The sequence below is a fragment of the Vibrio sp. AIC-3 genome, assembly GCF_013114515.1.
In the GTDB taxonomy this organism is placed as follows: domain Bacteria; phylum Pseudomonadota; class Gammaproteobacteria; order Enterobacterales; family Vibrionaceae; genus Vibrio; species Vibrio crassostreae_C.
This window is the reverse complement of sequence record NZ_VTXG01000042.1, coordinates 1-23,151: the sequence shown is the minus strand read 5'-3', so window position 1 is coordinate 23,151 and position 23,151 is coordinate 1. Positions and strand designations below refer to the sequence as shown.

Below are 23,151 nucleotides of genomic sequence, written 5' to 3'. Positions count from 1 at the left end.
CAGCCCAAGCCAAGCTCTCACAGAAGGGCAACATCCCAAGAATTTAGGACTGAAATTATGATCATATCCGCATCGACTGATTACCGCGCCGCAGCAAAAGCGAAATTACCACCGTTTCTTTTCCACTACATTGATGGTGGCTCTTACGGAGAACATACCCTACGTCGCAACACGGCTGACCTAGCTGAGATTGCGCTAAAACAACGCGTACTCAACGACATGTCGGACCTAAATTTGGAAACCGAACTATTTGGCGAGAAGCTAGCGATGCCAATCGCACTGGCGCCTGTTGGTTTAACGGGTATGTACGCAAGACGCGGTGAAGTACAAGCAGCAAAAGCCGCCGACAACAAAGGCATCCCTTTTACCATGTCGACCGTGTCGGTATGTCCGATTGAAGAAGTTGCACCTAAGATTGAACGCCCAATGTGGTTCCAACTTTACGTGTTAAAAGACCGTGGCTTCATGAAGAACGTTCTTGAACGCGCTAAAGCCGCTGGCGTCACAACACTGGTCTTCACCGTGGATATGCCCGTACCCGGCGCTCGCTACCGTGACATGCACTCAGGAATGAGTGGTCCAAATGCAGCAGTACGCCGCGTATTCCAATCTATGCGTCATCCTAGCTGGGCAGTTGATGTCGGCTTACTGGGTAAACCACACGACCTAGGCAACATCTCTACTTATCGTGGTTCTCCTACCAAGCTGGAAGACTACATCGGTTGGTTAGGTGATAACTTCGACCCGTCGATTTCATGGAAAGATCTAGAGTGGATTCGTGATTTCTGGGACGGTCCAATGGTCATCAAGGGCATTCTTGATGAAGAAGATGCAAAAGACGCCGTGAGATTTGGCGCAGACGGTATCGTAGTTTCAAACCACGGCGGTCGTCAGCTTGATGGTGTTCTATCAAGTGCTAAAGCACTGCCTGCAATTGCAGATGCAGTAAAAGGCGACACCAAGATTCTGGTCGACTCTGGCATTCGTACTGGCTTAGATGTGGTTCGCATGATGGCGATGGGCGCAGACTGCACCTTACTTGGTCGCTCTTTCGTCTACGCGTTAGCAGCGCAGGGACAAGCAGGTGTTGAGAACCTACTCGACCTTTACGACAAAGAGATGCGCGTTGCGATGACTCTAACTGGCGCCAAGACAATCAAAGACTTAACTCGTGATTCTCTGGTGGGGCTAGACTAAACCTCAACGACTTAGGTTCGGATTCGGACTAATGCTTTGGTCTACTTAGACTGAAGTTCAATCGGTGTCACAGCAATTCCACTGCCGTTGTGACACCGTTTAAGCACTGGAAAATAAAATAAAAAGCTAGGGCGTGTTGATCTTTCGAGCTGATTTTTGCAGCGAGTTGCTGGGTATTTATACAAGGCAGAGGCGTCGATGTGTAGCTAGCCTACATAAGAAGCCGATAACGTAGTAGAAATGGCCAGCAAACGCTGCCCGAAGGGTTCAGCTAAAAGCGTTTTACTCTTTGTTGAGGGGGATTTGCTTAGAGTGACTAGGCTACTTCCCCCTCGCCGCGATTAAAACGCTTTTATCTCGAACAAAATTTAATCACGAAAGGTCAACACGCCCTGAACAGTGCCAAATAAGAAGCACAAGGAAGCAAAGATGGAGACAACCACATCCCATGAGCGAGTAATAGACGCACAAGCTTATCAGCAGCTTGAAGCGATACTGGCTCAAAAAATAGAAACGGAACGCATTGTCACGCAAGAGGCAAAGCGATTGGCCTACGGCACCGATGCGAGTTTTTATCGCTTGGTGCCGAAAATGGTTCTAAGGCTTAAAAACTTAGACGAAGTGATATTCACCATTCAAAGCTGTCGCGAACTCGGCATTCACTTTACCTTCCGCGCCGCAGGCACCAGCCTGTCAGGACAAGCGGTTTCAGACTCGGTGCTCATCACCCTTACCGACGACTGGCGTGGTCATGAAATTGTCGATAACGGCAATCAGATCATTCTTCAGCCCGGTGTGATTGGTGCTGATGCCAACAAATACCTCGCCCCTTTCCAACGTAAAATCGGCCCAGACCCAGCCTCTATCAACACCTGTAAAATTGGCGGTATTGCCGCGAACAACGCCAGCGGTATGTGTTGTGGTACTGCGCAAAACTCCTATCGCACCGTCGAGAGCATGAAAATCGTATTGAGTGATGGTTCCCTGCTTGATACGGCAGATAACGCCAGCGTTGAAGCTTTCAAGCAATCACACAAAACGTTGTTTGAAGGCATTATTGATTTACACAGACAGACTAGCTCAAATCAAGAACTGGCAGACAGAATCCGCCACAAGTACCGTCTTAAAAACACCACCGGCTACGCGCTCAATGCATTGGTCGATTACCACGATCCAATTGAGATCATAAAACACCTGATGATTGGCTCAGAAGGCACACTAGGCTTCATAGCCGAGATCACTTACAACACGGTGATTGAACACCCGAACAAAGCTTCAGCACTATTGGTGTTTGCCGACATCGAGCAAGCAAGTAAAGCCGTAACTACATTATCCAAAACTCCGGTTGCAGCCGTTGAGTTGATGGACGGCAGGGCGCTACGTTCTGTCGCGGATAAACCGGGTATGCCTGCGTTTATGCCAAACCTAGATTTAGAAGCGGCGGCTATTTTGGTGGAATCACACGCCAGCTCCCAGCAGGACTTAGATTTACAATGTAAATCAATTTTGGATGCATTGGCTGATTACACGATTGTTGAATCGGTCCCTTTTACGTCCGATCCAAAGACTGTTGCAACCCTGTGGGGCATTCGAAAAGGCATGTTCCCAGCAGTTGGGGCCGTTCGTGAAGTTGGCACAACCGTTATCATCGAAGACGTGGCTTTCCCTGTTGAAAACCTGGCTAACGGTATTCGAGAGCTGCAAGAGTTGTTCGATAAATACGACTACAGCGAAGCGATCATTTTCGGCCATGCACTCGAAGGCAACCTTCATTTTGTGTTTACCCAAGGCTTCGACAGCCAAGAAGAGATCGACCGTTACGGCGGTTTCATGGATGACGTTGCCGAGCTAGTTGCAGTGAAGTATCAAGGTTCACTGAAAGCGGAACACGGCACGGGCCGAAACATGGCACCTTATGTGGAATTGGAATGGGGCAAAGATGGCTATGCCTTGATGCAACAGATCAAAGCGCTGTTTGACCCAGAAAGGCTGCTTAACCCCGGCGTTATCATCAACGACAATCCAAATTCCCACATCACCGACCTAAAACCAATGCCTGCTGCCGACGACCTTGTTGACCGCTGTATTGAATGTGGATTCTGTGAGCCTGTTTGCCCGTCTCGCACACTGACCTTGTCACCTCGCCAACGTATTGTGTTGTACCGAGAACTGCAACGCCGCCGAGAAGCAGGTGAAGAGATAGAAGCCAGTGAACTAGAGAAAACCTTCGAATACCAAGGCATTGATACCTGCGCGGCAACAGGCCTGTGTGCTGAGCGCTGTCCGGTAGGTATTAATACGGGTGACTTAGTGAAGAAGCTTCGTGTTGCCAAGTATGAGAAGTTCACACCAATCGCTAAGTGGACAGCGGATCATTTCTCGACCACCACTAAGCTGACCAAGGCTGGCCTCAAAACCAACCAAGTGGCGAGTAAGGTTCTGGGCGCCAACACGGTCGGCAAGCTTACCAATGGCCTACGCTCAGTGACCAAAGGCGCGACACCGATTTGGATGCCAGAGATGCCGCAATCCAACAATCACTCCCTCACGGCTTCACCAATGACAGCCGAAACATCGAACAACGCGAAGAAAGTGGTTTACCTCCCTTCCTGTGCCAGTCGAACCATGGGGCAACAAAGCGATGCGGGCGACCAACGTCCTCTAACTGAAGTGACCATGTCTTTGCTCAACAAAGCGGGATTTGAGGTGATTCTTCCGAAGAAGCTAGATGACCAATGCTGTGGTATGCCTTACGACAGCAAAGGAATGACCGACTTAGCACAGTCGAAGGCTCAGCAGTTGGAAGAAGTGCTATGGCAAGCCAGTCGTCAGGGTGAATACCCAATATTGATGGATACCAGCCCATGTGCTAAACGCAGTATTGAACAGTTCACCAAGCCATTAGAGGTGTTAGAGCCAACAGGGTTTGTGAATCAATATTTGCTTGAACATCTGACGCTTGAGCCGCTACAAGAAACCGTGATGCTGCATGTCACGTGTAGCTCTCGTCGAATGGGCTTAGAAGGCGCGATGTTAAACCTTGCTAAAGCGTGTACCGAAGAGGTGATTGTTCCAGAGCATATTCAATGTTGTGGTTGGGCAGGTGACAAAGGCTTCACTACACCAGAGCTGAATGAGGCGGCGGTACACCCACTCAAGGAACAAGTGCCGAGCAACTGCACTCGTGGCTTTAGTAACAGCCGAACCTGTGAGATCGGTTTATCACACCACAGTGGCATTCCGTATCAATCAATCTTGTACTTGGTGGACGAAGTGGCGCAGTAGATCCACTCATACTGCGAGCAACGTGCTCTAGCTTAAAACGAAAAATGGCAGCCCAATCAGGCTGCCATTTGTTTATTCGATTTAAAACGTATTACCGAGCTAGATATTGCTGAGCTAGCGGCTACTGAGCTAAGCGCACCAACTCTTCTGGCGAGTAGTGTTCTGCTTCTGCGCCTTTGGCGATTAAGTCGATCACTTGGAACTCGTTCATGTCACCAAACTCTTTGGTTAAGTAATCACGGAACGCTTTCTCGTTCGGCCATTTGCCTCGCACGATATAGCCATCTTCCTTATCGAAATCTTCCGTCTCAAAGAAAGAAAAGTCGGTCATACCAATATTGTGGCAATACAAAACGAGATACATGTTGAATCCTTTACACTTAACTAGGGCCTGTTTAACTTTCGAGCCGATCAAAAAGCGTCTCTAAAAAGCAGGGCTAAGGTTACAACATAAATGCTAAATCGAATACCCAATCGGATCGTCAATTTAGAAACCTCAGCGACCGGATCTTTACGTTAGTCATCAAACATCAAGTTAATGGCTGCACCCAACAAGATCAGCCCAACAATTGGCCCCATGACTGCTAATGGCGCGCGCTCAATGTATGGAAGGTTCTCTGCGATCATCAAACCCCATTCAGGTGTTGGTGGCTTTGCCCCTAATCCGATGAAGCTCAGCGAGGTCAAGCTTAGCGTGATTACAGGAAGCCTCAACAACGCGTGTCTTAGTAGCGGCGGCAACACATACGGAAGCAAGTAGAAACGGAAGATTCGAAGCTTGCTAGTTCCCCACAATGGCGCGAGGTGCGTATATGGTTGAGCCTTGGCTTCTACGATCAAGCTTGAGCAGTGGGCGGCTAACGGCGCCCACGACACCAATACAATCGCGATTAATGCGCTGTTCGGATTCATCCCCGTTAAACCTGCAACAAGCAAGCCTGCGATAATGTATGGGATCCCCTTGGTGATCTCGATAAGGCCTTGGCTAAAGCGGGTGTTGAAACCCATGATGATGCCCGTCACCAAGCTCAAAAACGTCGCCAAGATACCGGCTTGGAAGGTCGCGACCATACCTGAACCGATTCTCGCTAACAGGTCTCGGCCAATGCCATCGGCACCCAATGGGGCTTGCCAGCTTGGAGCCGCTAAGCGAGCAAATTGACTGGTATATGGGTCACGAAATGCAGCCCATACAACGATAGCAATGAGGAAAGAAAAGATCGCAAAAGCAGTGACACGTTTAGCTCGATTCTGGGTAAAACGAAACGAAGAGTGGCTACTAATCAGCTTACCGCTTTTCAGACTGTGACCCAGAATCAACTGCTGAACAAACAAGCTCATGCTGCTCACGGCAATTGAAAATAGCAGCAATACCAATAAGCCGCCCTGCAGCATTGGTAAATCTTGCGCCTTAGCTGCGCCTAGAATCATGCGCCCGATACCCGAAATCGAGAAGATAAGCTCAACCGCGACCGCGCCACCAGTCAAACCAATCACGATCATCGCGATTTGTGGGATCAGGCTGCTCAGCGCTCTTTTCAGCGCAAAGCGAATAATTTGGTTAGAGTGAACGTTGGCACTAAGCCAAGTAATCACCCAAGGCTCATTTAAAACGCGTTGTAAACTGTCTCTGAGTAGGCGACTAAATAGGCCACTGGCGGGCAGTGCGAGCGCTAAACTCGGTAGCCAGATATCTTGCCAGCCTTGCCAACCATACGGTGGTAGCCAACCTAACCAGATTGAGAACACCAGTATTAATACCGAAGCCACCACGTACTCTGGCAAGGATATTAATACGGTGCTTAAACTGCTGTAACTCTGCCCTAGTTTGCCCTTCTTCCAACTGCGCAAGGTAGCAAGCAAGCCTGCACCACACAGTACGAAAGTCATCACCAGTGCACTCGACATCAGAAACAGAGACGTCGACGCTGTCTTTTGAATGCCTAATGCAACCGAAGAGCCATCAATCCATGACTTACCTAGGTCGCCTGAAAAAGCACTTCCTACCCAGTCGATCAGGCGCTCGCTTGCCGAACGGTCAAGCTGAAGATCAGCTCGCACCGCTGCTAGAGCTTCAGGCGTAAGCAAATGTTGTTGCCCCGCCCTCGCACGCAGAATGGATTGGCTTGGGTCGATGCCTGCAATGTCAGGCATCAAGCCAACAAGAATCACCACCACAATCAATGAGGCGATTCTTGATAACCAAGGCGTCAAGAGAAATAAGGTTCGACGCAGAGTCTCAGCAGATAGCATTTATTTAGTTAGCCTGTTTCGCTTGTTTGATCTGTGTAGTTTGGTCAACTAAACGGCGCTCACTTGGGTCACGAACCACATTGCTCACGCGCTCGCTTTCACCTTGAATCACACGTTCGTGAAGCAGTGGAATAGCCGCGAAATCGTTAAGGATTTTTTGCTCGGCTTCGATGATCGCTTGCTGACGCAGTGCACCTAATGGTTGCAGATCAGCGTGAGTCAGTGCTTGGTCTACATCTTGAGAACAGAATTGACCAAGATTGAATGAACCCTTACAACCAAAGTCACTCATCATGTAAGCCACTGGGTCACCCGAATCTAGAACCGTTGCACGAGAAAGGATAAACGCGTCAAACTTACCAGATAGCGCATCGTTCTCGATCTGAGCATATTCACGAATATCCAGCTCAACCTTGAAACCAGCCGCTTCAAGTTGTTGCTTCAGTAGCGCTGCCACTTCTGGAAGCTCTGCACGGTCGGTAAAGGTACCAATAACAATGCTTTCGCCGTTCGCTTTTAGCGTTTTGTCAACTGCCTGACCTTCAGGTCGAATTGGTTCAGCCCAAGCAAGTGCAGGACCTAATAGGCCTTGCGCGATATCCGCGTGGTTTTCATAAACAGTATTCACGATCTGCTCACGGTCTACTGCAGCTGCCGCTACCTTACGCAGTTCAATATCGCTAAATACGCCTGACTTGTTGTTCAGGTAAAGCGTATTAGTACGAGGCATTGCCACTTCGTAAAGTAGGTTCGGATCAATGGTCGCGATTTGTGAAACGGGTACCGCTTCAACGACGTCAGCCGTGCCGGTTCTCAGTGCTGCAGCACGAGCAAAACCATTAGGAACGTATTCTGCAATCACAGATTCAACCTGTGCTTTTTGACCCCAATAGCCATCGAAACGTTTTAGCTTCGCGCTGGTTGTACCGTTAATTTCAGTCAACTCAAACGGGCCCGTACCTGCACCCATTGGGCTAACACGGCCATCTTCTTGGTAAGCACTTGCTGCAAGAATCGCTAACTGAGGGCTTGATAAACGGCTTGGTAACAGAGGGTCATCAAAGCTGGTTTTGATCTCTACGCGGTAGTTGTCCATCGCTTTCACTTCGAGATCGACACCATCTAGGATGCGTGGCTTAGGCGCCGCTTCCAGCGCTTTCTGTAGTGAGTTCACAACAGACTCTGCCGTTAATGTAGAGCCATCGTGAAATTTAACGCCTTGGCGAATCGTGAATTGCCAAGTCAGTGGATCAAGATGTTTCCAATCAGTCGCTAGCATTGGTTCTGCTTCTGAGGTTGGGCTCAAGTTGACTAACGTTTCAGCCGTGCTCCAACGTGATAGTTTGAACGCGTCATCAGAAAGTGGCGATAGGCCCGTTCTTGGTGGCTGCATCATCGCAACACGAATTTCAGATTTGACTGCGGCATCGCTAGACTCTGGTTGAGAGTCAAAACAGCCCGTCAAAGGCAGAGCCAACGCAAGCGCGCAAGCCAGTTTGATTGAATTAAAACGCATAGTTATTTTTCTCTGTAAGCTGTGTTGTGTTAATAAGCAGTATTTCGTTAATAAGCAGTCTTTCGTTAATAAGCAGTATTTAGCAATAAATAAGGTTGTGTTTAACAAGTAGATTTCGAAAGTGGCTGAGATTCGATCAGCAACTGAGTCGCAGGGTGAGCAGGTGTGCTCATCACTTGAGGTGTCGGTCCATGCTCCACCATCTCGCCATGGTCAAGAACCAGAATTTCTTCACAAAGGGCTTTTGCGGCACCTAAATCGTGAGTAACCAAAATAAGGCGCATATCGCGCTTCTTTTTTAATGAATTAACCAAGTCCAACAACCTTTGGCGATTCACTGGGTCAAGGCTGGCAGTAGGTTCATCGGCCACCAGCACTGCGGGTCTAACGACAAGAGCCCGAGCAATAGCCACACGTTGAGCTTGACCTGTAGAAAGCTGATTAGGTTTCAGTAAGAGCAAACTGGCAGGCAATCCAACGTCTGAAAGCGCCTCTTCAATGATGGCTTCATGATTACCCGAAACATCTAAGTTACTTAGAGGTTCGGCTAAGATCTGTCGAACGGTATAGTAAGGGTTGAGGCTAGTGTGGGGCTCTTGAGGCACCAATTGAATCAAGCGACACACCGTTGCTTGCGCTTTGCTATCGCGAATTGGGAGCGAATAACCGAACAAGTTTATTTGACCAACGGTTGGCGCTTTAAGGCCAAATAGCAGTTCAATCAACGTTGATTTCCCCGCACCAGAACGCCCAACAATCGCTAAGCTTTTGTCTTCAACCTTAAGGTCAATGTTCTGTAGCGCTTTAAACGCCTTTCCACCCAACCAACTTGGTACGGAATAGTAGTGAACACTCACATTGTCGAACGTAATCTCTGTCGATGCTTGTGTTTCTGAATCAGTCACTGGCATTAATGACGAGGCTTCTGAGTTTAGTGGTAAGGTCGAGCTCATTCGATTAAGTCTCTCAATGAACAGCAGAAAGCGTGAGAGCTCGATTCAAGTGCATGTTTCGGAGCACCATAAGCCACCACACCGCCATCATCGATGACCAACAACTTGTCACACGCCAACGCGCTATGCAGGTCATGGGTGATGAGTAAACCACCAATTTGACGCTGTTTAACATTGTGTCGAATCAGCTTAAGTATCTCTTGCTCTGTCACGGGATCTAACGCACTGGTTGGTTCATCGGCGATGATAATATCGGCGTTACTCAGCAAGCCAATCGCAATACAAACACGTTGGCGTTGCCCGCCCGAAATTTGGCTCGGGTATAACGGCAAGATAGTTTCAGGATTAGGGAAACCAAGTTGTACTAGCAATTCGGTGAGTTTGATTTTGTCTTGTGATTTGGGCTTAGTGCGAGTCCCCGTCAATGCCAAACTAAGTTGACCTTCGATTGAAACCAGAGGATTTAATGCTTGAAGGGCATCTTGGAAGATAACCGCAGGTCGTTGTGCTGCGGTTCTTTGCAGCATAGGCAAACCACATACCGCTTCACCAGACAGAGAAATATGACCTTCAACCTCGACCGTTTCTGGCAGAAAACCCGCAATCGCGCGTGAAAGCATCGACTTACCAATGCCTGACGGTCCCATGATCGCCAACAGCTCACCGCGATAAACATCGAAGTGGATATCTTGGAAAAGGGTTCTCGAAGAGGTTTTGATCGTTAGGTGGTCAACAGACAAAAGTGGGGCGTTCACGCAGATACTCACAGATAGATGTTATAACATAACAACATTATCATTTAGCTGAGGCGATGAAAAGTGGACATTGAACTGTATCGCGTTTTACTTACAATTTTATTGACCATTTATAGTGAGTCATTACATACAAAAAAGCGCTCACCAAATTTATCGTATAAAAATAGTAAAGCGCTTTCATAAAATATTAATAATGTATTAAAGATGGCAATTAGACAGCTTAGTTAATGGCACCCTGTACTGCATCTTTGACTGGGTAACACTTCTGCTTAACTTGTGCGATGAACGGATACAGGAACGCAATACGCCCAAGATAGAACAGAGTAAACGCAAGCCACAAACCATGATTGCCCCAAATATCGATGGTGAATGCCTGTACCGCTAAGAATACCAACAAAGTCACGATGCTTGAGTCTCTAACCGGACGCGTGGTTCCCGTTCCGGTAAAGATGCCGTAAACCGTTAAGCCAAAGCCAGCCACTAGCGGGAACACAATCAGCCACGGGGCCATCTCTTGATACAAGGTAACCAGCGCTGGAATATCGGTAAACAAGAAAACAATCATGTCTTTGAATATCAGGGTTAAAAGCGTCAGCGCAGCAATGAAACCTGCCGTCCATTGGAAGTTAAGCCTTAATACTCGATCCAACATTGAAGGATTCTTCTGTCCCACCGCTTTACCCGCAAATACACTTGATGCGTTGGCAATGCCGTCAAACATGTAACTGACTATGAAAGTCACCTGCATCAAGATCGCGTTAGCCGCTAGAACATCGGTACCCAGTTTAGAGCCAGTACGCGCCATCATGTTGAAGAACACCAAGATACAAATGGTGCGAAGCAATAGATCAGTATTCGAAGAGATGATTGTCGATAGGTCTTTCTTGGTCATCTTCGAGCCTTGCAGGAACTCAGAGACCGAGATATTGCTGGTCTTCATCACCAAGGTCACACCAATCGCAAAGGTGGTAACTTGTGCAATCAAACTTGCGTAAGCCACACCTGCGACACCCAAATCGAAATAAAGTACAAACACCGCATCCAAGACAATGTTCAACACATTACCAAACACTTGTGTATAAAGAACGTCTTTGGCTTTCGCCTGTCCCATTAACCAACCAATAATGGTGTAGTTAAGCAACACGAAAGGCGCGCCATAAATCAAAATACTGAAGTAGATATGCGCGTGCTCGGCTACATTGGCTTCAGGCTCTATCACCCACATTGCGCCTTGCCAGATGAGTGGTTGTATCAAGATAAAGATCAAACCCACCAAACCAGACAGCACGAACGGACGCATCAAACTACCCGCCAAATCAGAGCGATTTCCCTTGCCCAGTGCCATCGCACTTTGCCCCGTGGTACTGACACGGAAAAAGCCAAACAACCAATACATGGTGTTCATAATGATGGTGCCGATCGCCACGCCGCCAATCAGTTCAGCAATACCAAGTTGGCCGATAACAGCGGTATCCACAGCACCTAGTAGAGGCTGTGTCACCGTTGAGATGATGAAAGGGAAGGCAATTTTCAGATAATCTTTGTGGGTAATGGTCATATATTCTAGCGGGTGATATTAAGAACTATTTGCAATTAGAGCGGGATGCTATCGTTTAATCCGTACGTTGTCATCATTTACTTAGAGTCGTTTATCAACAAGCTTCTCTCCTATCGCACCATCAACATAAGAGGCCTTTCTGTCATTGAGCGAGCAAATTAGCCACAACAAATGAGTAAAATCACGCTCGACAAAACACAACAAAACCAATTACTGAGCCAACTCAATGGTTAACCTAGTAAAGGCTCAGTAAAAGCTCACGGGAAGGTAGAAATCGAGTTCGAACACTTCATCGGTGTTGAGAAAATGATTCTGATGATAATGCACATACGCGGGAGTCGAGCGCTGTTTGAAACCAGATGTGGGTAGCCACTTTTCTAACACCATACTGATCTGTGGTAGCAGTTCTCCATAGCGGCCATTTAGTCGAAACACAGCGTGTAAGCCGCCCGGAATCACCATCTGATTAACTACGCTACGATACTTAATCGGCTCATCAATCGCGATACACGCGACATAACGACACTGATCCATTTCAACCCAAGCAGGGTTTGAGTGATGCAAACCAAATTGGCTCGAAAAATCACGCTGTTCGGAATTCGCCCACGCTTTCAATATCAACCACGCATTGCGAATAGAGCGGTTATAACCCGTATGTCGAACATAGGCCGCCATGCGTTCAGGCACTTCAACGATCTTGGGTTCGGGCAATACTCGCTGCGCCACATTCAAATAGCCCGCCGCCACTTCGGAATCTTTCAAATAGGGTTTTTCTGCTACTTGTAAATCGTGTTTACGCCACTCGCCCGGAGACATATTAAAGGTCGCTTTAAATGCTCGACTAAACGAAGACACCGAGCTAAAGCCACATTTATGGGCGATCTCGACCACTGACGAGCTGGTATCAAACATCAATTGGTTGGCTGCATACTCCATTCGAGTGCGTCGGATGTATTGATGCAACGATTCCCCGACCACACTTTTGAAGGTGCGATGAAAGTGCTGTTCTGAATAGGCCGCTATCTCAGATAACTCTTTGGCAGACAAAGGCTGACTGATGTCTTGGTGAATATGGAACAGGACATCATTGATTCGCGATATGTGTTGACGTGACATCGTTTAAATAGCATAAATGGACATGTTTAAGAGCATAAACGGACACGCTAGTTTTTACAATTGCCGTGTAATATCAAGCGATAGAATAAAAACGATAAACGACGAGACACAACACATGGAAATCGCACAGTCATTACAACAGATTCAATCTTCATACATTCGGGAGATCCTCGCAGCCGCAAGTGATCCAAATGTCATCTCATTGGCCGGTGGTTTACCGGACGAGAAAACATTCCCAATCGATTTAATGAAGCCAACGCTAGAAAACCTAGCGAACATGCCTGAAGTTTTCCAATACGGCTCTACTGCCGGTTACGGCCCGTTGCTTGACCACCTAACACAAAGCTACCAATTGCCAGAATCACACACGGCAATGATTTGTACTGGCTCTCAGCAAGGTTTGGATTTGATTGCGCGTGCGTATGTCGATCCAGGTGATGTGGTTGTGATGGAAGCGCCAAGCTACTTAGGTGCGATGCAGGTGTTTGGCCTAGTTCAAGCAAACATTGCGACCGTGTCTCAAACCGAATTTGGGCCGAATCTAGATGAATTGGAAACATGCTTTGCACAGCAAGCGCCAAAAATGTTCTACGCGGTGCCTGATTTTCACAACCCAACCGGTGTGTGCTGGGCAACAGAAACTCGTCAAAAAGTGGCTGAGCTGTGTATCAAATACAACGTGGCATTCATTGAGGATGCGCCATACCGTGAGCTGCGTTTCACAGGCACAGAGCTGCCGTTGGTTTCTTCGTTCTGCCCTGATAACTCTATCGTTCTTCGTTCATTCTCTAAGATTGCATCGCCAGGTCTACGTATTGGCGCGGTAACAGGTAAACGCAGCTACCTTGAACCACTGATCAAAGTGAAGCAAGGCGCTGACTTACACTCAAGTGTACCCATGCAAGCACTGCTTGTTGGTCTTCTAAAACATGAAGACTTTGGCGTACACATGGAGAACATTCGCACCCTGTACAAGTCTCGTTATGAAGTGCTGTTCTCAGAGCTAGAGAAACAACTGCCTGCAGATTGCGTGTTAAAAGCCGTCGATGGCGGGATGTTCATTTGGGTTGAGATCCCAGAGTGCGACACCTTCGAATTGGCTAAAACTCTATTATCGAATGGTGTGGCGGTTGTACCAAGCCCAGTATTTTATCCAAAGGCTGATGAAGCAAAAGCTGCACTGCGCTTAAACTTCACTAACGCTAAACCAGAAGAGCTGACTGAAGCGGTGAAACGCTTAGCGGAAGTACTTAACCAAGCGTAATCGCTGATTAAGTAAGACAGATTCAATACCAAGGCCCTGATGTATTTTTACAGCAGGGCCTTTTTGGTTTGGGAATACGTGTTGTTATTCGAACCAGATAAAACGGTTTCATTGCATTTCTTAGTCCAAAAGCCACACTAATAACAATGCTAAATAGCCCTACTTTTGGTTGGTTTTTGTCCTTCCTTGGCTTGGTTATACTGCGGCGGATTTTAATAAGCCAATATGGGCAAACCTGAGTAAATCAAACTCAGTATGTATCATAAAAGGCAACCGCTCTGGATTTACGTTCCAGCTCGCAGAAAGGAAAAACCATGTCTCAATATGTTGTATGTGCTCTGTATAAATTCGTAGCACTTGATGATTACCAAGAAATTCGCCAGCCACTAACCGACGTGTTAGAAGCCAACCAAATCCGCGGTACTTTGTTACTTGCGAGTGAAGGCATCAACGGTACCGTTGCAGGTAAGCGCGAATCTATCGACGCCCTTCTTCAATGGTTCAAACAAGATTCTCGCTTGGCTGATGTTGTTTACAAAGAGTCGTTCAACGAAGAACAACCATTCAACCGCACCAAGGTTAAGCTTAAGAAAGAGATCGTAACCATGGGCGTTGAGGGCATCGACCCACGCCACGTTGTCGGCACTTACGTGAAACCAAACGAATGGAACGCATTGATCTCTGATCCTGATGTGATTCTGGTTGATACTCGTAACGACTACGAAGTGGACATCGGCACCTTCAAAAATGCTGTAAACCCAAACACAGAAACCTTCCGTGAATTCCCTCAATACGTTGAAGACAACCTTGATCCTAAGAAGCACAAGAAAGTTGCGATGTTCTGTACTGGCGGTATTCGTTGCGAAAAATCAACAGCCTACATGAAAGAACAAGGCTTTGATGAGGTTTATCACCTTGAAGGCGGCATTCTTAAGTACCTAGAAGAGGTACCTGAAGAAGAGAGTATGTGGGAAGGCGACTGCTACGTATTTGATGGTCGAGTTGCAGTAAACCACCAGCTAGAAAAGAGCGGTTACGATGTGTGTAACGCGTGTCGCCTGCCAATCACTGACGAAGACAAAGCCTCTAAACACTTCGAGAAAGGCGTAAGCTGCCCTAAGTGTATTGATAAGCACAGCGACGAGCAGAAAGCCCGTTTCCGTGAACGTGAAAAGCAAGTTCAACTGTCGAATGCTCGTGGCGAAACCCACGTAGGCGGCGAAGCTGCTCACCTTATCGAGCAACGCAAAAAAGAGAAGCTTGCACACAAAGAGCAGCAACGCTCTGGTAAGAAAGCAAAGTAAACTTTCTGCTTTAAACTCTTATAGTTCTAAACATATAACTATAAATAGTTAGCTATATACATACAAAAGGGCGCAAGTTCGAGGATAATCCTACGAGTTTACGCCCTTTTTTGATCGCTTTACGGCTTTGTGTTTTGAACCACATTTCTTTCGAAAAATTACTTCTATACTGTTAATAATTCGACTAGAGAGGAAGTGCCAATGCTCAATGAAAACCATGCCTTTATCTTAGATTTCCCAGATCTTAAATTAGACATTGTTCAGCTCAACCACGACGACGAAAAATTCAAAGCAGACATGCAGAAATACCACCAACTCGACTACGACATCCGTCAGCTAGAAATCTCTGGCAGCCCTATCGATGACGACAGCATGCACAACCTCAAAGTAGAACGCATGGAGCTCAAAGACTCGCTACACAAACAGCTCACGCGCCATCACGCGCTTAAGATCGTATAGAAAAATCAATCCAAGACTTTATTCTTAGCCATGCATCACGCATGGCTTTTTGGTTTCATCACTTCGCAAATCTAAGCTAATTCGGCTTCTTCAATTATGTTACTGTTTGCTTATTCAAAGGCGTTTGATAAGGAAGCGGTAAAAGTGGCAATGAAAGAAGAGAACATACAACTCCAACTCGCTTCAAATTCTGAATTCGATGAACTGTTTGCGTGTGTTAAACAAGGTATCTTCATATACTTAGATAGCGTTTTCGGCTGGGATGACGACTTTCAACGTCAACGACTTTTAAACGAATACCATCCATCTTGGTTTCATTGGGTATATCGCGAAAATAAAAGAGTGGGGCTCGCCTGCTTTAAACCTTATGACAACGCATACCATATTCATTTGCTGATCATTTTCCCCAGTACCAAGGTCGTTCGCTTGGCAAGCAAGTCATGACTCTCATACATAAAAAAGCTATGGCAGAGCAACTTAGTCAAGTCACTCTATCGAGTTTTAAAAGTAATGCTCGTGCTATTAACTTTTATCAATCGCTTGGCTATCACGTTGTTGATGAAGGAGATGATGATTTTGTGGGGATGGAGCTCAATCTATACCACAAACACCATCTCTAATTAAACGCCCTAGCCACTCGCCCATTACTGCTCAGTACATAATGACCAATATAAGCTGGGATAAATACCGATTGCCCTTTGGTGAGTGTTAGGTGTTCACCTTTCTGGCTCATTAGCGTTAAATCATCATCTATTGCCATTAAAATCTCAGCGCCGCTTGTGATCACTTCTTCTTGCTGAGGGCTATGAAAGATATTGAAGTTGAAATCACTGACAGGAATGTCATAGCTATCGCATTGACCCAGTTTTGAGGGTGACAACAGCAAGCTATCGAACGGGATCGGTTTGAATTCTGTACAGGCAACCAACTCGGCGACATCAATGTGTTTCGGCGTTAAACCAGCACGTAACACGTTGTCTGAGTTTGCCATAATCTCTAGCCCAGTCCCCTTGATGTATGCGTGCGGAGTGTTTGCATTCAAATACATTGCTTCACCCGGCTTTAATGTGATCAAGTTAAGCAGCAGAACGCAAAACAAACCGATATCATTCGGGTACTGGTGGCTAAGCTCAGTAACCAAAGCAAACTCAGATTGACCTTGGTGAGCGGCTGCGTAAGCCAGAAGTTGCTCTAATGCTCGGTGTTTACGTTGGTCGTCCAGAGTTAATAAATCACGGAAAAACGCCTCTAAACCTAGAGAATCAAGGTGGTTGCCAAACTCTTCAACTAAACCAGCCAGCTCGCTCGAATTCAACTTTCTGAACAACCCTAATATTTCATCGAATTCTCGAAAGCCATTCATTGCTTGATATTCAGTGATCGCGTAAACCAATTCAGGTTTGTGGTTAGAGTCTTTGTAATTACGATGTCCTGCAGTCAGAGGGATTCCTGCTTGCTCCTCTCTTGCAAAGCCAACCTCTGCTTGGCGCTTGTTTGGGTGAACCTGAACAGACAACGCTTTTTCTGCTGCCAAGATCTTAAACAAGAACGGCAGCTCACCAAACTCCTGCGCAATATCGCTTGATAGATAGGCCGGTTTATTCTTGTTAATCAGCTCAGAGAGAGGCACCAAGTGCTGGTCAAGCTTAACCATTGAGCAACCTTTTGGATGCGCTCCCATCCAAACTTCCGCTTGCGGCTCTTGTGACTCATTCTGAAAGCCAAACAGTTCACGTATCGAAGAAATGCTCCCCCATGCATAATTTTGGATGGTGTTTTCCATTGGGAAAAATGAGTGTTCTGAGAGGTGGCTGAGTGACATGGCGTTTTCCGTAGTGAGCCCTTTGAACACAATTCAGAGAGCTGATTTCTAATAACGTAAATAATTAGAAAGACTACAGAGCTCGGCTAGAACCCACATGAGATGAGGTCTTAGACGCAATAGGAAAAATTCTTAGAAACAGGTGAGACCGATGAAAAGCGTGAAAATAGTCACATTTGAATATCACGAGTAGAAAGCGCTGAGAATAAGATAGCGGCTTGTATCGCACTGATTACAGCAGCGATACAAGCATCTGAATACAAACACTATTGACTATCTTGTTATCGTTCCTTAAAAACCAGAGCGAGCTTCTGAACTTTTCTGAGGTGATTGAGCTTGTAGGAAAGGCAGTAACAGCAAGCCAATAACAGCCGCACAAGTAGAGATGGTAATGAAGAACCCACTCCAGCCGTAAGCTTCTAGAACGAGCGCTAATGGGTAACCAGAAAGTGCTGCTCCCATATAAGCAAACAAGCCAACAAAACCTGTCGCCGCCCCGGCAGAGTCTTTATGTGAACATTCCGCCGCCGCCATGCCAATAAGCATTTGAGGGCCAAAAACAAAAAAACCGACACAAAACAGCCCAGCCGCTTGAAACACAAAGTTGGTTAAAGGCATAAGCCATAAAGCCGATACCGAGAGGAAGATACCAATCGCAAACAGGATGTTCATCGGGCCACGGTTGCCACCAAACAGTCTATCCGATCCCCATCCAGCAACAAGTGAACCAACGAAGCCGCCAATCTCAAACAGAGACAAAGCAGCATTTGCGTTGATCAAACTGTAATGATGTTCTTCGGTGAGATATAAATTACCCCAATCGTTGACGGCCGTTCTGACGATGTAAACCAGCACATAGCTAAAGGCGAGCAACCAAATGTACTTGTTACTGAACACGTAAGTTTTCAAGATCTCTCGATAGCTTAACCCTTGCCCATGGTTCTCTTGCGCCAACTCTAGATGATCATTGCGCCACTTCCCTACCGTCGGAAGTCCCATGGTGGTCGGCTTATCACGTAAGCGCCAGCAAACGATAAGACCGATAAATACACCTATCACACCCGGCCAGATAAACCCAGCTCGCCAACTGAATTGCAGCGTTAGATAACCCACGAGAATAGGAATTAGCGCCCCACCAACGTTATGGGCTGTATTCCAGATTGCCCAACGGAATCCTCTTTCGGAGCGAGAATACCAAGTCGTCAATAACTTGGAACACGATGGCCAGCCCCAACCTTGGAACCATGCATTGAGCACCCAAAGCAAGATAAAAGCCGCCAAAGAACTAGAAAAGCCAAACGCTATATTGATCAAGCCTGTCGCGATTAAGCCAAGCCCCATGAAGTAACGAGGGTTCGACCGATCCGATATCGTGCCTGAGATAAATTTCGATAAGCCATAAGAAAGATAAAAGAGCGTGCCAATTAAGCCGATATCGCCTTTGTCCAAACCTAGATCGGTGATCATTGCAGGCGCGGCGTAATTAAAGGTTTTACGAGTGAAGTAAAAACCCGCATAGCCGACATACATTCCTATCATGATGTGAAGGCGCCAATAGCGATAACTCTGATTGACCTCATCATCAGTTAGAGCATCACTCTCTGACGTAGCTGAGCGCAGAAATCCAAACATATTCGTTCTCACACTTTAGGTAATGTAACGCTGATATTGGTACCCGAAGATGAGCCATTAGCGTTAATGGTCATCTTGCCGCCGAGCGCCTGAACACGCTCTTGCATACCGCGAACCCCCATTCCTTTGAGAAGATCTTGCGCTGTAAAACCAACGCCATTATCTGATATCTGAAGATAAGCCTGATCATCTAAAATCAGTTCAATTTTAATCTCGCTCGCTTGAGCATATTTATGGGCGTTATTTAATGACTCTTGACAGAGTCGGAAGAGAGTGACCTTGAGCGTGTCACTCAAACATGAATAATCACCTTGCCAATTTAACTGGATATCAACGCCATGGTCCGAAAACTCCATCTCCCGAATAAGCTGTTCCACGGAATCTTTTAGATCAAGATCGTCCAACATTTTAGGTCTTAGTTTTGTAAGTAGACGTTTGGTGGTGTCATAAACATTCAAAGACAATGACTCAATCGTACCTGCACAGCGAACACTCATCTTAGCGGCATCGACGCGTTTAATAATGCTTGCCTGTGTACGGATTGCCGTAATGTTTTGGCCTATTTCATCATGCAGCTCACGAGCTATATCACGACGAACCGACTCTTCTGCCGTCACTAGCTGGCGTGAAAGATTTTGATTCCTGGAAAGTTCACTTCGCAATTTCGAGTTGAGATCTTTCTGCTTTTGAACCGCTAAACCAAGCAATATACCAGTGATGGTTTGAGCAGATAGAGACAAGAGCAAATCGGTAATTTCGAGTTTGGACGTTCCACTATGAGCAGCAATCAGCGCGACACTATTTAGCATTGTTGCAAGCAGAGCGCCTTGCCATCCGTAACGAACGGCGAGCAAGATAATAGGGATCGCCATACAGAACGGGGCAAAGCGCCTTAGCTCATCAGGCAAACTGGTTTGTATCAAAATACTGGCGACCAACAACACGCTATATAAAGCAATATGACGGATTTTGAACTCAACAACATTGTTGATTAAATAAGAGCTCAGTGGCGCCCACTTATTTTGGAATAGATAGTTCCAGACCAGATAACACATCGGCACCAGCATCAGTCCACCCGTGATACTCGCTAACCACACCATGTAAACGGCTGGTACATGAGAGCCCACCACGGCAACATTAATAAATGCTGTGACCATGATTAAGCTCGCCATCACTAACAAGTGACGATTTTGGTCACCAGAATAATAACGCTTGGCAATTAGAGTGGCAGGAATACTCAACCCACTGGCGATGAGTATCGTCAGCCATTGAGGTTCATCAAGTAGCAGAGCTAAAGCAATCGCAAGCCCCCACTCTGCAATATAGATAGCGGGCCAATAGTGAGTGCGAGTGTGCAGCGTCATTCCCAATCGAAGTGAAAACGGGAAAAGCAGAATGGCTAACTCAGGGTCATTAATGAAATAGAAGGCAATAACCCATAAACAGAACCATGCACAGCCAGCCATAAAAACCCCACACAGGGAGGTGGCTAGATAGGAACGCATTAGTACTGGTCTTGTGTGAACAATTTAGCTAACTCGACGTTGTTCTTAACATTGAGTTTGTCCATCGCATTGGCTCGATGTACATGCACCGTTTTATGGCTAACTCCTAGCTCTACGGCAATAGATTTTACATCGAGCCCTGTCGCCAATAACTGACACACTTCGCTTTCTCTGCGGGTGAGCTGATTTAAAGAGGCTTTATTCTTCACGGGCGTCGCAAGCTTTATGGCGATATCGGGCGTGAGATAACAGCCACCATTTGCGCTCGTGTGTACGGCTTGGATTAACTCATCAGGGCTACAGCGCTTGCTGAGATAACCTTTGGCTCCTAACTCTAATGACTTCTCAACCATCGCCGGAGAGTCATGTACGCTCAGCATGATACTGGCAATGCCTGATGGAATCTCTTCCAATAAGCACAGGCCACTTTCGTCTTGCATTGAGATATCTAAGATCACGACATCAGGGTGACAACTTGGCAATCCTAGGCGCGCTTCTGCCGCAGAGTTGAATTCCCCCACGACCGTAATATCAGCTTCAAGACTGAGTAATTGAGCAAAGCCAGATCGAACAATGACGTGGTCATCAACAAGCGCAACATTAATCATGATATTAACCAAAATTAAGAGTAAGAAAGAAAAATAGCCCCAACAGGAGCTATCTAAAATTAAGTTTATTAATAGAGATGATACTGAATCGAACTAACGATTGGTATGATCTCACGTGCTTTAAACCAATAAAGCACGTGAGACTCGCTACGCGTTTTGAGACGATAAATGTATTTTCTTAGCGTGGCGAATCTTCTTCTCTTCCGCAACCGCAACGAATAGCAGTAACACGATACAAATGGCAGCTGACGTATCAAGCGCTGCGAACGTGCCTTTCCAACCCGTTAAGCCAAAAATAGGTGTGCCGTCTGCAATCATACCTAGGCCAAGTTTGGCAAAGCTGTCACCAATTAAGTAAGCAAATGTACCTTTCACGCCATCCGCAACGCTGATTGCTTTCTTAGGCACGAAACCTACTGCAGCAACACCAATCAGCAACTGAGGACCAAATACTAGGAAACCAAGCACAAACAGTGATGCTAGGTACATGAACTCACTGGTTGCATGCTGGTAGAACTCTAGCGAAACGATAATCAGGCCAAGCGATACACAAGCAACCAAAGCACGGCGTCCGTTCGCAAGGTCTGACAGATAACCCCACATTAACGTACCGACCAGTGCACCAACCTCAAACAGAGTGAAGCCTGAAATCGCGGTTTCTTTTGATAGACCTAGCTCTTGATACGCATAAACGGTAGACCATTGATCGATACCGATACGAACAATGTATAAGAAGATATTCGCGAAGCAGAGCAACCAGATCACTTTGTTTTTCAGGATGTATTCAACAAAGATCTCTTTCTTAGTCATTTGATTTTCTTCAGCAGCCGTATCTTCTTCGCTGACTTCTTCATCAAACAACTCTTCAACCGTACCTAGACCATAGGCTTCTGGAGAGTCATTACCAAAGCGCATACCAATAAAGCCAACCACAATCGCAATGATTGATGGGAACACGAACATACCGATCACGTTGCCATCAAAAAGGTAGTTAGCACCGAACAGAGCAACACCAGCGGCACCTGCGCCACCCACGTTGTGCGACATATTCCAAAGGCCTAAATAAGAACCACGCTTGTTACGAGGCGTCCATTTAGTGATGGTCGAGTAGCTTGAAGGACCGCCGGTACTTTGGAAGAAACCACTCAACGCATAGAAGGCAACCATCAAGAATAAGCTAGCACTGCCACCGCCCATACTGAAGCTGAAGCCCAACATAGCGATACCAGAAAGGACAAGCATGAATGGCAGGAACTGCTTGGTGTTTTTACCATCGGCATAATAGGAAACGACGGTTTTACCGATACCGTAAGTGATAGAGAAACCCAGACCGATAAGACCTAGATCCGTCATCGATAATCCATAAGTAGAAATCATGTCGTTTTGCGCGACATTGAAGTTCTTACGGATCAAATACATGGTTAGATAACCAATGAACACGACGAGGTAAGATTGTAGGAATGGTTTAAACCACATTTTTCTTCTAGTTTCGACCGGAAGATCCAGCGTCGGTTTTCGAACCTGATCTAGGAACTTTAACATTGTGAACTCTCTTATTTTTTGTGAGGTCTGCACGGCATAATTGCGGCCATACATTGTTTGTTAGTTGACCGTGAAATAATAGGGAGTCTAAAAATCGACCGCATGAGAGAGGGTCTTAGAATAACTAGGAAAAATTCTTAGTTCAGAATTGGGAGTCAAGAAAGCGTGAACAGCATCACTTTGTTTACGGTCTGTTATGGATTGATATTACGATAACAAAAGTCACTCATTTCAGGGCTGACGAACCTTGTAAATAAACAGAAACGAGTGGATTACTTGACCCTGTAAATAATTCTGTGTAACTGTCGGGGTTACATGTATTCAGTGAGTCTGTCTTCGAACATAATCATAAAGCGGTTTAGAGCTTGTCGCCAGTTTCTAA

The 23,151-nt window shown here is 46.4% G+C and carries 17 protein-coding genes and 1 pseudogene; 6 read left to right on the top strand and 12 right to left on the bottom strand.

Features of this window, described 5'->3' with window-relative positions; all coding sequences use genetic code 11:
• The first annotated feature begins 57 nt into the window (after positions 1-57).
• The gene (gene lldD / locus F0229_RS20335) at positions 58-1,197 is read left to right on the top strand and encodes an FMN-dependent L-lactate dehydrogenase LldD (RefSeq protein WP_108085856.1); all 1,140 of its coding nucleotides are present in this window, start codon (positions 58-60) and stop codon (positions 1,195-1,197) included.
• Between the two features lie 429 nt (positions 1,198-1,626).
• On the top strand, positions 1,627-4,482 hold the full coding sequence (locus F0229_RS20330) for an FAD-binding and (Fe-S)-binding domain-containing protein (RefSeq protein WP_171733561.1): 2,856 nt from the start codon (positions 1,627-1,629) through the stop codon (positions 4,480-4,482).
• Between the two features lie 121 nt (positions 4,483-4,603).
• On the opposite strand, the gene F0229_RS20325 is transcribed toward F0229_RS20330, so the two are convergent.
• The 7 genes from F0229_RS20325 to F0229_RS20295 all read right to left on the bottom strand — a co-directional run bounded on the left by F0229_RS20325 (position 4,604) and on the right by F0229_RS20295 (position 12,633).
• The gene (locus F0229_RS20325) at positions 4,604-4,846 is read right to left on the bottom strand and encodes a hypothetical protein (RefSeq protein WP_017061558.1); all 243 of its coding nucleotides are present in this window, start codon (positions 4,844-4,846) and stop codon (positions 4,604-4,606) included.
• A gap of 152 nt (positions 4,847-4,998) precedes the next feature.
• Entirely contained in the window at positions 4,999-6,735 is a 1,737-nt protein-coding gene (locus F0229_RS20320; protein ID WP_171733560.1) for an ABC transporter permease subunit, read from the bottom strand.
• A gap of 4 nt (positions 6,736-6,739) precedes the next feature.
• A complete protein-coding gene (locus F0229_RS20315; RefSeq protein ID WP_171733559.1) occupies positions 6,740-8,251 on the bottom strand; it encodes an ABC transporter substrate-binding protein in 1,512 nt (503 codons plus the stop codon).
• 101 nt (positions 8,252-8,352) lie between these two features.
• Positions 8,353-9,204, bottom strand: a complete 852-nt coding sequence (locus F0229_RS20310; RefSeq protein ID WP_171733558.1) for an ABC transporter ATP-binding protein — start codon at positions 9,202-9,204, stop codon at positions 8,353-8,355.
• Positions 9,201-9,959 carry an ATP-binding cassette domain-containing protein gene (locus F0229_RS20305; protein WP_171733557.1) on the bottom strand — a complete coding sequence of 253 codons (759 nt, stop codon included), beginning with the start codon at positions 9,957-9,959 and terminating at the stop codon, positions 9,201-9,203. Before F0229_RS20305 ends, F0229_RS20310 begins: the two co-directional genes overlap by 4 nt.
• A 220-nt stretch (positions 9,960-10,179) precedes the next feature.
• On the bottom strand, positions 10,180-11,517 hold the full coding sequence (locus F0229_RS20300) for an MATE family efflux transporter (RefSeq protein ID WP_171733556.1): 1,338 nt from the start codon (positions 11,515-11,517) through the stop codon (positions 10,180-10,182).
• A gap of 246 nt (positions 11,518-11,763) precedes the next feature.
• A complete protein-coding gene (locus F0229_RS20295; protein ID WP_029235574.1) occupies positions 11,764-12,633 on the bottom strand; it encodes a GyrI-like domain-containing protein in 870 nt (289 codons plus the stop codon).
• Between the two features lie 115 nt (positions 12,634-12,748).
• Here F0229_RS20295 and F0229_RS20290 point away from each other — a divergent pair, with 115 nt between their 5' ends.
• The 4 genes and pseudogenes from F0229_RS20290 to F0229_RS20275 all read left to right on the top strand — a co-directional run bounded on the left by F0229_RS20290 (position 12,749) and on the right by F0229_RS20275 (position 16,280).
• Positions 12,749-13,897 (top strand): PLP-dependent aminotransferase family protein, encoded by a 1,149-nt coding sequence (locus F0229_RS20290; RefSeq protein ID WP_050620167.1) that lies wholly within the window; start codon positions 12,749-12,751, stop codon positions 13,895-13,897.
• A gap of 314 nt (positions 13,898-14,211) precedes the next feature.
• Positions 14,212-15,201: a rhodanese-related sulfurtransferase gene (locus F0229_RS20285; RefSeq protein ID WP_017065056.1), complete on the top strand. Its 990-nt coding sequence runs from the start codon at positions 14,212-14,214 to the stop codon at positions 15,199-15,201.
• Between the two features lie 201 nt (positions 15,202-15,402).
• A complete protein-coding gene (locus F0229_RS20280; protein ID WP_009846137.1) occupies positions 15,403-15,660 on the top strand; it encodes a YdcH family protein in 258 nt (85 codons plus the stop codon).
• 96 nt (positions 15,661-15,756) lie between these two features.
• Positions 15,757-16,280 (top strand): annotated as a pseudogene (locus F0229_RS20275) (GNAT family N-acetyltransferase).
• Here the strand turns inward: F0229_RS20275 and manA are convergent.
• The 5 genes from manA to uhpT all read right to left on the bottom strand — a co-directional run bounded on the left by manA (position 16,277) and on the right by uhpT (position 22,769).
• Complete coding sequence (gene manA, locus F0229_RS20270; protein ID WP_171733555.1) at positions 16,277-17,482, bottom strand: mannose-6-phosphate isomerase, class I; 1,206 nt, start codon at positions 17,480-17,482, stop codon at positions 16,277-16,279. The pseudogene F0229_RS20275 and the gene manA sit on opposite strands and share 4 nt — an antisense overlap.
• A 291-nt stretch (positions 17,483-17,773) precedes the next feature.
• The gene (locus F0229_RS20265; protein WP_171733554.1) at positions 17,774-19,114 is read right to left on the bottom strand and encodes an MFS transporter; all 1,341 of its coding nucleotides are present in this window, start codon (positions 19,112-19,114) and stop codon (positions 17,774-17,776) included.
• 8 nt (positions 19,115-19,122) lie between these two features.
• Entirely contained in the window at positions 19,123-20,619 is a 1,497-nt protein-coding gene (gene uhpB / locus F0229_RS20260; protein WP_171733553.1) for a signal transduction histidine-protein kinase/phosphatase UhpB, read from the bottom strand.
• Positions 20,619-21,227, bottom strand: a complete 609-nt coding sequence (gene uhpA, locus F0229_RS20255) for a transcriptional regulator UhpA (RefSeq protein ID WP_171733552.1) — start codon at positions 21,225-21,227, stop codon at positions 20,619-20,621. The genes uhpB and uhpA overlap by 1 nt, the downstream gene beginning before the upstream one ends.
• 147 nt (positions 21,228-21,374) lie before the next feature.
• Positions 21,375-22,769: a hexose-6-phosphate:phosphate antiporter gene (gene uhpT, locus F0229_RS20250; protein WP_171733551.1), complete on the bottom strand. Its 1,395-nt coding sequence runs from the start codon at positions 22,767-22,769 to the stop codon at positions 21,375-21,377.
• Positions 22,770-23,151: the final 382 nt, after the last annotated feature.

What these genes read in the sequence shown, in the direction of transcription:
- lldD (WP_108085856.1), top strand. Translation starts at nt 58, where the DNA reads ATGATCATATCCGCATCGACTGATTACCGCGCCGCAGCAAAAGCGAAA.
- F0229_RS20295 (WP_029235574.1), bottom strand. Translation starts at nt 12,633, where the DNA reads ATGTCACGTCAACACATATCGCGAATCAATGATGTCCTGTTCCATATT.
- F0229_RS20320 (WP_171733560.1), bottom strand. Translation starts at nt 6,735, where the DNA reads ATGCTATCTGCTGAGACTCTGCGTCGAACCTTATTTCTCTTGACGCCT.
- F0229_RS20330 (WP_171733561.1), top strand. Translation starts at nt 1,627, where the DNA reads ATGGAGACAACCACATCCCATGAGCGAGTAATAGACGCACAAGCTTAT.
- uhpB (WP_171733553.1), bottom strand. Translation starts at nt 20,619, where the DNA reads ATGCGTTCCTATCTAGCCACCTCCCTGTGTGGGGTTTTTATGGCTGGC.
- F0229_RS20265 (WP_171733554.1), bottom strand. Translation starts at nt 19,114, where the DNA reads ATGTTTGGATTTCTGCGCTCAGCTACGTCAGAGAGTGATGCTCTAACT.
- F0229_RS20290 (WP_050620167.1), top strand. Translation starts at nt 12,749, where the DNA reads ATGGAAATCGCACAGTCATTACAACAGATTCAATCTTCATACATTCGG.
- F0229_RS20280 (WP_009846137.1), top strand. Translation starts at nt 15,403, where the DNA reads ATGCTCAATGAAAACCATGCCTTTATCTTAGATTTCCCAGATCTTAAA.
- uhpA (WP_171733552.1), bottom strand. Translation starts at nt 21,227, where the DNA reads ATGATTAATGTTGCGCTTGTTGATGACCACGTCATTGTTCGATCTGGC.
- F0229_RS20300 (WP_171733556.1), bottom strand. Translation starts at nt 11,517, where the DNA reads ATGACCATTACCCACAAAGATTATCTGAAAATTGCCTTCCCTTTCATC.
- F0229_RS20315 (WP_171733559.1), bottom strand. Translation starts at nt 8,251, where the DNA reads ATGCGTTTTAATTCAATCAAACTGGCTTGCGCGCTTGCGTTGGCTCTG.
- F0229_RS20325 (WP_017061558.1), bottom strand. Translation starts at nt 4,846, where the DNA reads ATGTATCTCGTTTTGTATTGCCACAATATTGGTATGACCGACTTTTCT.
- F0229_RS20310 (WP_171733558.1), bottom strand. Translation starts at nt 9,204, where the DNA reads ATGAGCTCGACCTTACCACTAAACTCAGAAGCCTCGTCATTAATGCCA.
- manA (WP_171733555.1), bottom strand. Translation starts at nt 17,482, where the DNA reads ATGTCACTCAGCCACCTCTCAGAACACTCATTTTTCCCAATGGAAAAC.
- uhpT (WP_171733551.1), bottom strand. Translation starts at nt 22,769, where the DNA reads ATGTTAAAGTTCCTAGATCAGGTTCGAAAACCGACGCTGGATCTTCCG.
- F0229_RS20285 (WP_017065056.1), top strand. Translation starts at nt 14,212, where the DNA reads ATGTCTCAATATGTTGTATGTGCTCTGTATAAATTCGTAGCACTTGAT.